A 12,913-nucleotide genomic window follows, 5' to 3' on the forward strand; every position below is an offset into this window, starting at 1 on the left:
AAGGTGTTGTTACTTAGTATATTTTTGCTTCCACTGATAGGAGCATTGATTTTATCCTTAATCAGGATTAATCATCAATCTATACACTTAAGATTCCTTGCCCTATTTTTTGCTGTACTTCCATTTTTGCTTAGCATTGTAGCTTGTATAGAATTTGATTATAACGATGCGGACTTTCAGTTTGTCAGCTACCCAATTAGAAATGTTGGAATAGGGATAGATGGTATATCGTTGCTTTTCCTTCTGCTTACAACTTTCTTGTTTGTAATTTGTATACTCTACAACTGCAAAATGAGTTATACGACCCTAAAAGCCTATATGGCATTATTTCTACTGCTTGAGAGTGTTGTAGTCGGTTTTTTCGTTTCACTGAATGCTATAAGCTTTTATGTGTTTTTTGAAGCTGTTTTAATACCAATGTTCTTTATTATTGGCATTTGGGGAGGAAAACACAGGGTATATGCAACGTTTAAGTTGTTTCTTTATACATTAACTGGCTCATTATTATTTCTACTTGGATTGGTGTACATCTATAGCACTTTTGGGACGTTTAATATACAAAAATTAGCTACATTAGTGCCAAGCCTTGATCTTGAAGTGCAGTCATTGCTGTGGATTGCATTTTTTATTTCTTTTGCAATAAAAGTACCGATGTTTCCATTTCACACTTGGCTTCCTGATGCGCATGTACAATCACCAACTTCTGGATCTGTGATTTTAGCTGGCTTGCTTATTAAAATGGGAGGATATGGATTTTTAAGGTTTTCTATTCCAATGCTTCCTCAGGCAAGTTTGTATTTTTCAAATTTCGTTGTTGTGCTGAGCATTATTGCGGTGATATATGCTTCGCTAGTTGCGTTTGCTCAAGATGATATAAAGAAGTTAATAGCTTATTCTTCAATAGCACATATGGGGATCGTTACTGCTGGCCTCTTTTCATTTTGTGAGGAAGGAGTACTGGGTAGCATATTTCAAATGATTAGTCATGGCCTTATTTCTGCTGCTTTATTTTTGTGTGTTGGAATGCTATATACTCGAACTGGAACTTTGGAGATTGCAAAATATTTTGGCATAGTAAACACAATGCCAAAATTTGGTTTTATGTTCATTTTATTTTCAATGGCTTCAATAGGGCTACCTGGAACATCTGGATTCATAGGTGAGTTTTTGGCTATGGTTGGAATGTTTAAGAGCATAGGGTTTTTTACAGGATTTATCGCACTTGGCACTATTTTAAGCGCAGTTTATATGCTGAATTTATGTAAGCAAATAATATGGGGGGTTAGCTATTCTAAATTATTAAATAACCGTTTGGATAGCATAGAATTTTCTGTCTTAATTCTGCTTGCAGTGTTTGTTATTTTGCTTGGATTTTACCCAACCCTTGCACTGAATTATTTGAAGCCATGTATGGCAAATTTGTTAGTCAAATATAATGCGCTATGAATTATATACAGATATTGCCGGAAACGTTCTCTATTATCTCCTCGTTCGTGTTGCTGCTGCTTGGGATTATATTTAACCGCCGAACTATCAACTTATTAGCACTTGGCTGCACAGTGGTAACTTTGATTATTTTAATTCTTTCGGCAGAAAACAATGAAATTTTTCTCTTTAATTCGTTGTTAAAACTCAATTTATACATCAGGTCAGCCCAAGGGTTAATTCTCAGCACAGGAATTTTAATACTTTTGATGCTGAATTTATCAAAATATGACTATAAGTATGAATTTTCAATGCTGATTCTTTTTGCGCTATTTGGCATGATAACTTTGGTTTCAGCAAATAGTCTGATTTCTTTTTATTTAGCTTTTGAGTTGATGAGTATATCTTTGTATGTTCTTGCGAGCTTTAATAAAGATTCGATTTATTCATGTGAAGCAGGAGTGAAATATTTTACACTCAGTGCATTATCTTCCTGCATTATGCTATATGGAATGTCGCTGCTTTATGGATATACAGGACAAGTCAATTTCTCTGAGCTCGGTTCATTCTTGCAAAACCATCAGATAACTTATGGAATAGTTTTTGGGTTAGTCTTTGTCCTAATTGGTTTGTGTTTCAAGCTTGCTATTGCTCCTTTTCATATGTGGGCTCCAGATGTCTATCAAGGTGCACCTACCATAGTAACTGCGTTTTTTTCTACGGCCCCAAAAGCTGCACTTGTAACATTTTTAATTCGATTGATGAATGAAGAGTTAGTAAATGTAAAAAGTTATGTTCAGCCTATTTTCTTATACGTTTCAGCATTGTCTGTGCTTATCTCAGCTTTTGGGGCCTTACGTCAGCAAAACTTAAAAAGGCTGCTTGCTTACAGTTCAATTGGTCACATTGGTTTTATATTTGCTTCACTTTCTATTTTTACACAAGCAGGAACAGATAGTGCCTTAATGTATCTGGTGATATATATCATCACAAGCATAGGGCTATTCTCATATCTCGTACAAATTGACGATGACGATTGTGATATTGCAAATTTATCTGGTATAGGGAAGAAACGCCCAATTGTAGCATTTCATCTTTCTGTGCTGTTACTCTCAATGTCGGGAATACCTCCACTTGCAGGTTTTATCGCTAAATTTTTTATATTCAAAAGTTTAATAAATTCTGGCTTTATCAGCCTGTCCTTGATCCTTGTAATAGCAAGTGTTGTATCGTGTTACTATTATCTAAATATCATAAAAGCTATGTATTTTGATAAAGCTAGTGGTAATAAGGTTGCTTATTCTAAGGGTCTATTCATTATCACTTCAGTGGCTTCACTGATCAACCTCGTTCTTTTCTTGTACGTTTTACTCACTCATTGAACTAAAGGACTGACAAGGTGATCCCTGAGGGCTTTCATATTCATCATTACAAAGAAGTTTCAAGCACTAATAAAGAAGCGTTGGATTTAATTGATAAAGGAATATCAAATGAAACTATTATTGTTGCTGATAAACAAACAGAGGGTAGAGGGCGTACCGGAAAAAGTTGGATTTCTCCAGAGGGTAATTTTTATGCGAGTTTGGTAATAAACCTCTTTAACGATTATCTGAATGAAAGCCAGCTTTCGGTGTCATTCCAGCGCGTGACGCTAGAATCTAGAAATCAAGAAGAATGGTCAAGCACACAACTGTACAAACGTTGTGGTATTCCCACCAAGGATGATGTCATCCCAGTGTCACGCACTGGAATGACACCACATACCACCTGCAAATTGCAATGTTCGCATAGTTATGTGTCAAGCACTGGGGAAAGTACTGGGATGATAGAAAGAGGTTTAATGAATCAAGTTAGCAAATTAACAGAATTGACTTTTGTTACTGCTCTTGCTGTTGGAAATGCTATACTGTCATTTATAAATGGTCTAAATCTCCAGTATAAGTGGCCAAATGATGTCCTTATTGATGGCAAGAAAATAAGTGGAATATTACTTGAAAAAAGATCCAATTCGAATTGGATCATTATAGGAATTGGAATTAATGTCAATCATGCACCACTTCCAGGAACAACGTGCATTAGCAATTACGGTGAATCTGTGTCTAACATGGATCTGTTAAAGGAATTAATAATAAATTTTAATAAGCTAAGAAAGCAATGGCTATTTGACGGGTTTTATGCTATAAGAGAAATGTGGTTAAAAAAAGCATTCAAAATGAATGAGCAAATCAGTGTAAAGTTAGCTGACAAATTGTATGAAGGAATTTTTGCTGATATAGATGAAAGTGGTAAATTGGTGTTGCAGCAAAAGGATGGAAGCTTAATTTATTTTGATGCAGGTGAGTTATTTATTGATAATGCATTATGAATACATATGTAATTTTTGCTTACCTTATTAGTTTTACGCTGATTGCTGGAGAGCTAATTTTTACCATTTCTTGCTATACTAAAAGTAGAAAAATTCTAGAAAGCCTGAAAGATAATCATGAAGAAGAAACATAAGCGATTACTTATAACTTCAGGAATTTTCTGCTTTTTAAGCTGCATAGTCTTTTTTATTTTAACAACGCTCAAAGAAAACATCTCATTTTTCTATACAGTAAGTGAGGCAATAGTTTTACAAAATAGTCAAAAACTAATCCGTGTTGGTGGAATGGTTGTTGAAAATAGCGTGATACGGAGCGAAAGTGAAGTAATTTTTCAAATGACAGATTTTAACAAAAGCGTTGTGGTAAAATATCAAGGGATACTTCCACCAATGTTTTCAGAAAAAAGTGGTGTTGTTGTGCAAGGTAAAATGTTTGATAATAGTACTTTTCTTGCAGATACAGTGTTTGCAAAACATGATGAGAACTATATGCCGAAAGTTTTAAAATAGATTTCCTAACTCAGCTATATTAAAATAGCATATGGAGAAGGTAACAGCCTGATATCAGGCTATTACCTTTTTTATTAAAGCAATCCGTTCTCTTCACCAGTAATATGGAGTAATGGAGGAGCTTCTCCAATATCTGGAATCGAATTCCTAAGATCTGCAAGTTCACTATCTATACTACTTGTCTTGCTGTCTATACTATCTATGGTTGATGATAATTGTGTTATTATACCACTTTGAATTGCACTATCCATATTTTCGTCATACTTAGAGGTTGTCCGGAAACAAGTAAAAGGCTATAATATCTGAAATTTTAGTACGGGGTAAAGATGAGAAAAAAGTATCCAACAGATCTAAGCGAAAGGGAATGGGCAAGAATAGAAAAACACTTCAGAGTATCATACAAGAAAGGAGGAAGGCCGCCAAAGTATAGCAAAAGAGAAATATTAGAAGCAATTTTCTATGTATTGCGTACAGGGTGTCAATGGCGGTATTTACCAAATGATTTTCCGCTATGGAAGACTGTGTATGAGCAGTTCAGGCAATGGAAGAAGCAGGGAATTTTTGAGAAAATGAATTATGAAATTACAAAATATAGTAGAAGAAAAATAGGAAGGAATGAGCAGCCGAGTGCCTGTATAGTAGATAGTCAATCTGTAAAGACTACAGAAAAGGGGGGATCAAAGGCTATGATGGAAGTAAAAAAGTAAAGGGTAGAAAAAGGCATATAATTACAGACACTCAGGGTTTTATACTAGGTTGTTATACCAATTCTCATTGTTGTCCAGTCAAATAGGAAACATTGCAGAGTTGTTTAATTGTGGAGCTGGCAAGAGAAGTAATAAATTTGCACAAAGCACCCTCAAGTAGAGCAATTGTATCGTATATTTTATTGCGCAAAATGTTCTGTTTTATATATAACCAAAGCCTCTCAACAGGATTTAGCTCAGGTGAGTATGGAGGTAGGTATATAATGTCGATATTTTTAGGTACCTTTAAATTTTTTGACCTATGCCAACTAGCACAGTCCATAACGAGAAAAGCCTCTCGTGTTTCTAGATATTGCGAAATTTGCTCAAGAAATATGTTCATGCAATCAGTGTTGACATTTGGTGCAAATAAGCTAGAACTCTCTCCATTTCTAGGATTAACTGCACTATAGAGATAGAAATTTTGCCTACCTAATTTTGTTTTAACCTGTGTTCTAATCCCCTTTTTAAACCACCCATGTCCAACTTTTGAATGTGTGCCAAACCGTGATTCATCAAAGAAAAATAGCTCTTTTTCTGGATACTTGCTAATAGCTCCATTGAGATTTTTTTTTGAATTCCTCTTGTTTGCTTTTATCTTGTCCATTATGAACTGGTCTTGGTGTAATATATGAGAATTTCATCTTTTGCATATGGCGGTGTACTGTAGATTTGCTGATATTTAATCCGAACTTTTCCTGGATTCTTATTCTCATTTCTTTAATGGTGATATTAGGATTTTCTTCTATCCACTCTTCAATTTGCTGTAGTTGAGCCTGATTTAATTTAGTTTTTCTACGACGTTGTGAAGGAGCAAACAGTTTTTCTTCTCTGCCAATTTTCAAGAGTTTTACCCACGAAGTTAGTGCGCTTCTTGAAATGCAATATATTTTTGCTACAGCCGTTATACTGTACTTTTTTGCTGCAATTACAGCATTTAGTTTTTTTGAAACATATGCATTATTCCTTACTTTCTTCAGCATTTCTTTTGCTGATTCTACTACTTTTTCATCCAATAATTTTGATCTTAATGCCATTTAAACCTCGCTATTTTACTTACTTCAGTATGGCTTTTCTTCCATCATTGTCCATCTGTTTGCCCTGTAATGGGAATTGGTATTACGTAGGCGCTGCTAACGAAAATGATAGAGATGGTATTAAAATAGCATTAAACAATATGAGAACAAAATATACTAAAGTTAAAAAAATGTGGGCTGACATGGGATACCAAGGAAGAAATTCAAAGAATCACATAAAGGAAGAATATGACATAGATATTGAAATTGTTACAAGGCCTCCATGTAGATTTTGGGTGCACAAAGATACGCCACCTGAGCTACTACCAACAAGAGAACAAGGGTTTAAAGTACAGCCAAGAAGATGGGTTGTAGAAAGGACTTTTGCTTGGGTTAATAGGAATAGAAGGCTATCGAAGGAGTATGATTTACTCACAACATCCACTGAGAATTTCATATACCTAGCTATGAGTAGGGTTATGTTAAAGAGGGAATATGCTTGAATTTACTTGTTTCCGGACAACCTCTTATAACTGAGCTGATAAGCTAAAGGTAATTGTCTTACACTAAAACAAACGTTTTTAATTAAGTTGCATAGAAACAGTGTCTGGGCACTGGGATGACACCCCACTGGTGGTCCAAACTACAACGTTCGTACAGTTGTGGATTCCAGACTGGGATGACACCCTACTGATGGGCCCAAATCACAATGTTCGTACAGTTGTGGGTCAGGCTATAGGATGACAGAAGTTGACTTTATTAGCTATAGGTGGTATGACACTTAGTCAATTTAAGTAAGCAGATGATCTTAGCTACAAAAGTATTTTTTACCTCATTTGTTTTTGGGTTTATTCTTTTTCCCTATTTTATAAAGCTTCTAAAAAAAATAAGCAAAGATGGGCAACCAATTAGATCATGTGGACCAGAAAGTCATTTAATAACAAAAAAGAATGTACCACCTATGGGCGGAATAATAATACTGATTTCTTCTTTATTACCAATTTTACTCTGGGCTCAGTTAACACCAGAAATTTTGCTGCTGATATTGATAACTCTATTTTTTGCTCTACTTGGATTTATTGATGATTATTTAAAATTGAAGACAAATCACTATCGAGGTTTAAGTGCAAAAACCAAAATACTTATTCAGTTTATTGTTGCTCTGGTTGGTGTGTTTATACTTAAGCTATACTCTGCTGAAGGTTTTACAAAAACGTCCCCATTTAAAGGAGTAATAATAGATTTTGGCTATCTATATGTTCCGTTTGCTGCGTTTGTAATTGTCGGCTCTTCTAATGCTGTGAATCTCACAGATGGTTTGGATGGCCTTGCTGCAACTCAAGTTATCACTTCCTTTGCTTTTTTGGGGCTAATTGCATATATAACTCAGGCAGATATGAATATTACTTTATTCTGCATTGCATTTATAGGAGCTATTCTAAGTTTCTTGTGGTTTAACACACATCCAGCAAAAATATTTATGGGTGATGTTGGTAGCTTGTCGGTAGGTGCGGCTTTAGGGTTAACTAGTGTCCTAATTAAAAGAGAAATGCTTTTTGCCATTATTGGAATAATCTTTGTAATAGAGACTCTATCTGTTATTATTCAGATATCATATTTTAAATATACAAAGTTTAAATATGGAGAAGGAAAAAGAGTTTTTCTTATGGCACCAATACATCATCACTTTGAGAAGAAGGGATGGTCAGAAAATGCAATCGTTATGAAATTTTGGATAATTTCTATTATCTGTTCAGTTTTTACTATAACTTTCTTATTATAAAAACCCATGAAATACCCAGACTTTACATTAGAAAATAAATTATCAGGAGTGATAGCAGGAGTGGATGAAGTTGGAAGAGGTCCGCTAGCTGGTCCAGTAATATCCGCAGCCGTAGTGTTTATTGATAGAAATACAATTATTGATGGAATCAACGACTCGAAAAAGTTGACTCCTCAATGTAGGCAAGTCCTATATGAAAAAATAATATCCGTTGCAAAATTTGGTATAGGAATGGCAAGCGTAGAAGAAATAAATTCATACAATATCTTGCAAGCAACAAAACTTTCAATGAAACGTGCGTTGATAGACTTGGACCTAGAGTTAGATTATGTGCTAGTTGATGGTAATCAACCACCTGAAGTGAAATGGCAAGTGAAATCCATAGTAAATGGTGATAATTTGAGTACATCAATTGCAGCAGCTTCAATCGTTGCAAAAGTTACGAGAGATCGGCTTATGCAAGAATTGCACAATAAGCATCCTGAATATAATTGGTATAAAAATAAAGGATATGGGACAAAAGAGCACCTTAACGCTATTGGCCTTTATGGAATTACAGAACATCATAGAAAAAACTTTGCACCCATATCTCGGGCATTATAGCCTTTAGATAGTAATCACTTACCTTTTTTGAAAGGCATGTTTTCATTAAATAGGCAAACTGTACTCGATCCATTCCTTAAGGTAAATACTGAACTTACCCTTTCGATTATCAGATAGGTGTCAACTGTACGGAAATTTACTAAAGACTCATATCCTGCAGAATCAACCATAAAAACTGCCGGGAAATCAGAGTTTATTTTATTGAATTGTAGATATGTAAATTTTCCATCATCAAAAACCTTGATTGGTATTATTGACTGACTGCCTTTAACGTGCGAGATGGAATAATTAAAATTTAAACCCTTCTTTACAACTTCAATATCGTTTATATCAGGAATAATGGTATGACTAGCTTGTTCGAGGATATCACCGTTATTTGTTGTGTAAATCTCATCACTGCTAAATAGTGGATAAAGAAACCTTACTTCATATGCTAATCTTGGATCATCTAGTCCAGTTGCTTCTTCAGCATGAAGTTCAAAGTAATAAACTCTTTTATTGGTAATTATAGTTGCGTTGGTATCGGCAATATCATCTATAGGCTTAATAAACAATCTGTTACCTTGAGGAAGGAGTTGCCAACCAGTTGAATCACCCATTGAAAGGTTTTGTATTACCTCCCCTGGTTCAAACAATATACTGGACTGATAACCATAAAAACCCGTATACTTATGTATAGCCTGTGGGTTATAATTTATTACCTTTATGTGATTATCTCCAGCTATTGAACGTGGCTCCTGTTTTGCAAGTGCATCACTACCACAGAGGAACAATAGTACGGAAAACAGTAAACCAATCATAATATCAAAATGAATTAATCTTCATTTTATCATTAATAGACATGCACTGCAACTGTTAAGGCACTTTCTATACTATAAACCCCAAAGCAAGCGGTAGAAAAGGCAAGAAATAAGGCAAACTCCTAAAATACTTTAGAACTACAGGAGGCTTTACCTGAACGGATATACTTTGAATCCTGCCATTTTCACTTTATAAACATACCAAGAATTCTGTCCATTATTCCACCCATATTTGCTTCAGCTTGAGTATACTCTATTTTACCACCATGCAAGATTAGTTTAATATCTGATCCAGGTGATATATTAACAAATTTACTGCCAACAACTCCACTGCTAGTGATCAGAGCTGAACTATCAATTGGCAATTTTATGTCTTTGCTTATACACATATCGATTCGTGCTACGTAGGTAGCTTTGTCAAGTGATACACCAGTTATGCTTCCAACATCTACACCAGAGATCTTGACACTATCACCAACTCCTATACCGTTAGCGTTAGCAAAAAGACCATATATTTTATAGCAATCCTTATAGTTTTTCTTTATGTAAGATAGCTTATCAATAGCAAAGAAAATCAGAAAAATAGTAAAAATTAATACAAATAATCCAGCGGTTATTTCAAGTATATTTGACCTTCGCATCTTTAGTTATCAGGACTCCAGCTTTTATAGTAATTTTTCACTTTTTGGTTTGGATAGTATGCATTTTTTGTACCCGTTAAATTAGGAGTATGTTTTACTTTTCTTTTTTTATTATTAACTGGTACTACATTATCAGTATAGTGAAGCCATATATGCCATTCCGGAGGCACTGTTGTAGGCTCAGAAACACTGCTATACATAACCCACCTTTTTCCTTTACTTGATTCATAGTAAGAATTTCCATTTTCATCTCTTCCTACAAATTTATCTTCTCTTCGTAATAGGCGTTTTATTGCATTACAAATTTTAGATAACATAAGGGTATTAAAACAAAAAGTATTATATATACTAATACTTTAACGATATATTAACAACAATTTAATGCAATTACCAATCTTACAAGTTATTATCCCAATAATTGCATCAATGTTTTGCTTTCTTGCCAAGAAACACAAGGTATCTTGGTTTATTTCTTTTATTGCAACAACAATCACTCTTATCATTTCATCAATACTACTCATTAAAACATATAAAGGTGAAATTATAACTTATCACCTTGGAAATTGGGCTCCTCCGTATGGAATAGAGTTAAGAATCGACGTGTTAAATTCCTTAATTCTAACCCTAGTGAATTTTATAGCGCTGATTAGTGTGCTTTATAGCTTTTATATTAACGAAAAAGAGATTAGCAAAAACAAAATCACTGGTTTTTACTCTCTATTTCTACTGTGCTTAAGCGGACTGCTCGGGATTCTAGTAACAAACGACATATTTAACCTTTACGTTTTCTTGGAAATTTCATCTCTTTCTTCTTATGTATTAGTTTCAATGGGAAGGGATAAAAAAGCCTTGGTTGCAGCATTTGAATATCTAATTAGTGGAACAATAGGTGCAACATTTTATTTATTTGGCATCGGGCTCTTGTATTCAATGACTGGAACGCTCAATATGTCTGACATGGCTGAAAGAATAGTTCCATTATACGATAACAACATCATAAAACTTGGCACGTTGTTCATTTTTGTTGGTCTCTCAATCAAAATGGCACTGTTTCCATTAAGCAGGTGGCTGGTTAATGCATATAGTGAGGCGCCAAGTTTCATTAGCATATTCTTTTCAGGCACAGTGACAAAAGTGATGATATATGTTTTCATCAGAATCTTTTATACTGTTTTTCATCAAAATTTTTTCTTGTTTAAGCCGCTACTGGACAATGTGATAATTATCCTCGCACTTTGCGCTATTGTATTTGGGTCGATATTTGCAATAACCGCAAAAGACATAAAAAGACTGCTTGCTCACTCTAGTATTAGCCAAATTGGTTATATAATTTTAGCACTGAGTTTTAACTCAAAAACAGGTGTATTTGCAGCAATTCTTCACATAGTAAACCACAGCATAATAAAAACATCTTTATTTATGGCTGCAGGATGTATTTCTTACAAATTTGATACAACAAAAATAGAGAATTTATCGGGACTCAAGAAATCAATGCCTTATACAGCACTTGCGTTCACTCTACTCAGTTTAGCATTAATCGGTGTGCCTTTAACAAATGGCTTTGTAAGCAAGTGGTATATAATGAAAGCAATTATCGAATCTCGCGCGTGGATTTCCCTGATAGCTTTTGCTGCCGGTTCTTTTCTTGCACTAATATACATGTGGAAGATGGTAGAGAAAATGTATTTTGAAAATGATGCAACGTCACGCACTAGAATGACACTAGGCAAAATTAATGATGTGCCATTTCCTATGCTTTTCTGTCTATTGTTTATGGCAGCTTTAACAGTAGTAACTGGAATATATAGCACTCCAATTCGGTTAGTAGTTGAGAAGTTGGTTTTTTGATTTTTATCTTTGTTTCATATTTTACTATACTTTAAGGTTATAAGGTCTTTATTGTGGGTAGGCTGAAGAAGATTCATTGGTTATTAGTCATTAACGTGATAGCGCTGTTTTGCGTTGGCATTGTTGTTCAATACTCTTCTGCTGGAGGAAAGTGGGTGCCATTTGCGATTCACCAACTGGTCATATTTTCCTTCTTTTTCCTACTCGCTATAGCTATGTCATTCATAGAGCTAGATTTTTATTTGAAGTACGCCTACTTTTTTTATATAGCAGAAGCGATTTCACTATTAGCAGTAAATTTTTTTGGCTCACACATAATGGGTGCAACAAGGTGGATAAGAATTGGATCAATTAGTTTGCAACCATCAGAATTTGCAAAAGTAGGCTTAATACTTGCGCTTGCTCGCTATTTTGATAAGCAGAGTGTATATAAAATGATGGAATTTAAAAGATTGCTTAAGGCACTTATAATTATTTTCTTACCCGTGTTCTTGGTGTTAAAGCAACCTAATTTAGGCACAGCTATGATAATGTTATTTATAGGGATGTCAATTATATTCACAGCAATAATAAAAAGATCTCATTCGATAATATGTGGAACGCTTGGCATTTTTGCAGTACCAGCTATTTGGCCTTTTTTACGTCCTTATCACAAGCAAAGGATATTGTCATTTTTGGATTCATCAGTGGATCCACTTGGAATAGGTTATAATGCGCAGCAATCTCAGATAGCTATTGGTTCAGGAGGTTTACTTGGTAAGGGCTTTGTTAACGGAAGTCAAACTCAACTTGGATTTTTGCCGGAGAAACGTACGGATTTTGCTTTTGCAGTGCTGAGTGAGGAGTGGGGCTTTTTAGGTAGCATGGCTTTAATTTTGCTTTATACCTCATTACTTGGAATAATTTTCTCTATCGCTTATAGGTCGAAAAATTATTTTTCTAAGTCGGTATCTATCGGCATTTTCTCCTTTTTTAGTGCTCATTTCTTTATAAACATCGGAATGACAATGGGCCTCTTACCTGTGATAGGCGACCCATTGCCATTTCTGTCCTATGGAGGAAGTACAACTGCCGCAAGCTTAATATGCATAGGATTATTGCTGGCAATAAAAGCAGATGAACAACAAAATGCTTGTATTTTACCTATGCTAAAGTAAAATTAAATTTTACTTAATA

At 34.7% G+C, this 12,913-nt stretch carries 14 protein-coding genes and 2 pseudogenes; 11 read left to right on the top strand and 5 right to left on the bottom strand.

The window, feature by feature from the left end:
- Window positions 1-3: 3 nt before the first annotated feature.
- Genes ABWU31_RS01945 through ccmE form a run of 5 tightly spaced genes read left to right on the top strand, consistent with a single transcriptional unit; the run spans window position 4 to window position 4,300 of the window.
- Window positions 4-1,446, top strand: a complete 1,443-nt coding sequence (locus ABWU31_RS01945; RefSeq protein WP_006279584.1) for a NuoM family protein — start codon at window positions 4-6, stop codon at window positions 1,444-1,446.
- Window positions 1,443-2,807: an NADH-quinone oxidoreductase subunit N gene (locus ABWU31_RS01950; RefSeq protein ID WP_236514391.1), complete on the top strand. Its 1,365-nt coding sequence runs from the start codon at window positions 1,443-1,445 to the stop codon at window positions 2,805-2,807. The genes ABWU31_RS01945 and ABWU31_RS01950 overlap by 4 nt, the downstream gene beginning before the upstream one ends.
- A 17-nt stretch (window positions 2,808-2,824) precedes the next feature.
- On the top strand, window positions 2,825-3,790 hold the full coding sequence (locus tag ABWU31_RS01955; protein WP_353271300.1) for a biotin--[acetyl-CoA-carboxylase] ligase: 966 nt from the start codon (window positions 2,825-2,827) through the stop codon (window positions 3,788-3,790).
- On the top strand, window positions 3,787-3,924 hold the full coding sequence (locus ABWU31_RS01960; RefSeq protein WP_006279587.1) for a hypothetical protein: 138 nt from the start codon (window positions 3,787-3,789) through the stop codon (window positions 3,922-3,924). Before ABWU31_RS01955 ends, ABWU31_RS01960 begins: the two co-directional genes overlap by 4 nt.
- A complete protein-coding gene (gene ccmE, locus ABWU31_RS01965) occupies window positions 3,908-4,300 on the top strand; it encodes a cytochrome c maturation protein CcmE (RefSeq protein WP_006279588.1) in 393 nt (130 codons plus the stop codon). Before ABWU31_RS01960 ends, ccmE begins: the two co-directional genes overlap by 17 nt.
- Before the next feature lie 74 nt (window positions 4,301-4,374).
- Here ccmE and ABWU31_RS01970 read toward each other — a convergent pair whose 3' ends face one another.
- Window positions 4,375-4,551 carry a hypothetical protein gene (locus ABWU31_RS01970; RefSeq protein ID WP_265026908.1) on the bottom strand — a complete coding sequence of 59 codons (177 nt, stop codon included), beginning with the start codon at window positions 4,549-4,551 and terminating at the stop codon, window positions 4,375-4,377.
- A gap of 75 nt (window positions 4,552-4,626) precedes the next feature.
- Between ABWU31_RS01970 and ABWU31_RS01975 the strand changes: the two are divergent.
- A pseudogene (locus ABWU31_RS01975) lies at window positions 4,627-5,072 on the top strand (IS5 family transposase); the annotation flags it as partial.
- Here the strand turns inward: ABWU31_RS01975 and ABWU31_RS01980 are convergent.
- Window positions 5,072-6,083, bottom strand: a protein-coding gene (locus ABWU31_RS01980; RefSeq protein ID WP_265029767.1) for an IS630 family transposase whose coding sequence is annotated in 2 segments (ribosomal slippage) — window positions 5,072-5,620 and window positions 5,622-6,083 — 1,011 coding nt in all. Because the reading frame shifts where the segments join, the coding sequence is not laid out codon by codon here. The pseudogene ABWU31_RS01975 and the gene ABWU31_RS01980 sit on opposite strands and share 1 nt — an antisense overlap.
- An 83-nt stretch (window positions 6,084-6,166) precedes the next feature.
- Here ABWU31_RS01980 and ABWU31_RS01985 point away from each other — a divergent pair.
- The 3 genes and pseudogenes from ABWU31_RS01985 to ABWU31_RS01995 all read left to right on the top strand — a co-directional run.
- Window positions 6,167-6,565, top strand: a pseudogene (locus ABWU31_RS01985) (IS5-like element ISWpi1 family transposase); the annotation flags it as partial.
- Window positions 6,566-6,864: 299 nt separating this feature from the next.
- On the top strand, window positions 6,865-7,845 hold the full coding sequence (gene mraY / locus ABWU31_RS01990; protein WP_353271301.1) for a phospho-N-acetylmuramoyl-pentapeptide-transferase: 981 nt from the start codon (window positions 6,865-6,867) through the stop codon (window positions 7,843-7,845).
- A 6-nt stretch (window positions 7,846-7,851) separates the two neighbouring features.
- Window positions 7,852-8,448: a ribonuclease HII gene (locus ABWU31_RS01995; protein WP_015589381.1), complete on the top strand. Its 597-nt coding sequence runs from the start codon at window positions 7,852-7,854 to the stop codon at window positions 8,446-8,448.
- Between the two features lie 14 nt (window positions 8,449-8,462).
- Here ABWU31_RS01995 and virB9 read toward each other — a convergent pair whose 3' ends face one another.
- The 3 genes from virB9 to ABWU31_RS02010 form a co-directional block, all read right to left on the bottom strand.
- Window positions 8,463-9,248, bottom strand: a complete 786-nt coding sequence (gene virB9, locus ABWU31_RS02000) for a P-type conjugative transfer protein VirB9 (RefSeq protein ID WP_338482565.1) — start codon at window positions 9,246-9,248, stop codon at window positions 8,463-8,465.
- A gap of 185 nt (window positions 9,249-9,433) precedes the next feature.
- Window positions 9,434-9,889, bottom strand: a complete 456-nt coding sequence (mlaD, locus tag ABWU31_RS02005) for an outer membrane lipid asymmetry maintenance protein MlaD (RefSeq protein ID WP_006280054.1) — start codon at window positions 9,887-9,889, stop codon at window positions 9,434-9,436.
- A 2-nt stretch (window positions 9,890-9,891) separates the two neighbouring features.
- Complete coding sequence (locus ABWU31_RS02010) at window positions 9,892-10,206, bottom strand: NADH-ubiquinone oxidoreductase subunit NDUFA12 family protein (protein ID WP_006280055.1); 315 nt, start codon at window positions 10,204-10,206, stop codon at window positions 9,892-9,894.
- Between the two features lie 64 nt (window positions 10,207-10,270).
- Here ABWU31_RS02010 and ABWU31_RS02015 point away from each other — a divergent pair, with 64 nt between their 5' ends.
- Together ABWU31_RS02015 and rodA are read left to right on the top strand one after the other, a co-directional pair.
- The gene (locus ABWU31_RS02015; protein ID WP_065094850.1) at window positions 10,271-11,737 is read left to right on the top strand and encodes a proton-conducting transporter membrane subunit; all 1,467 of its coding nucleotides are present in this window, start codon (window positions 10,271-10,273) and stop codon (window positions 11,735-11,737) included.
- 53 nt (window positions 11,738-11,790) lie between these two features.
- Complete coding sequence (rodA, locus tag ABWU31_RS02020) at window positions 11,791-12,894, top strand: rod shape-determining protein RodA (protein ID WP_353271302.1); 1,104 nt, start codon at window positions 11,791-11,793, stop codon at window positions 12,892-12,894.
- Window positions 12,895-12,913 lie beyond the last annotated feature (19 nt).

The organism is Wolbachia endosymbiont (group A) of Alloplasta piceator, assembly GCF_964028505.1.
GTDB lineage: Bacteria > Pseudomonadota > Alphaproteobacteria > Rickettsiales > Anaplasmataceae > Wolbachia > Wolbachia pipientis.

What these genes read in the sequence shown, in the direction of transcription:
- ABWU31_RS01960 (WP_006279587.1), top strand. Translation starts at nt 3,787, where the DNA reads ATGAATACATATGTAATTTTTGCTTACCTTATTAGTTTTACGCTGATT.
- ABWU31_RS02010 (WP_006280055.1), bottom strand. Translation starts at nt 10,206, where the DNA reads ATGTTATCTAAAATTTGTAATGCAATAAAACGCCTATTACGAAGAGAA.
- ABWU31_RS01995 (WP_015589381.1), top strand. Translation starts at nt 7,852, where the DNA reads ATGAAATACCCAGACTTTACATTAGAAAATAAATTATCAGGAGTGATA.
- ccmE (WP_006279588.1), top strand. Translation starts at nt 3,908, where the DNA reads ATGAAGAAGAAACATAAGCGATTACTTATAACTTCAGGAATTTTCTGC.
- mraY (WP_353271301.1), top strand. Translation starts at nt 6,865, where the DNA reads ATGATCTTAGCTACAAAAGTATTTTTTACCTCATTTGTTTTTGGGTTT.
- mlaD (WP_006280054.1), bottom strand. Translation starts at nt 9,889, where the DNA reads ATGCGAAGGTCAAATATACTTGAAATAACCGCTGGATTATTTGTATTA.
- ABWU31_RS01950 (WP_236514391.1), top strand. Translation starts at nt 1,443, where the DNA reads ATGAATTATATACAGATATTGCCGGAAACGTTCTCTATTATCTCCTCG.
- ABWU31_RS02015 (WP_065094850.1), top strand. Translation starts at nt 10,271, where the DNA reads ATGCAATTACCAATCTTACAAGTTATTATCCCAATAATTGCATCAATG.
- virB9 (WP_338482565.1), bottom strand. Translation starts at nt 9,248, where the DNA reads ATGATTGGTTTACTGTTTTCCGTACTATTGTTCCTCTGTGGTAGTGAT.
- ABWU31_RS01970 (WP_265026908.1), bottom strand. Translation starts at nt 4,551, where the DNA reads ATGGATAGTGCAATTCAAAGTGGTATAATAACACAATTATCATCAACC.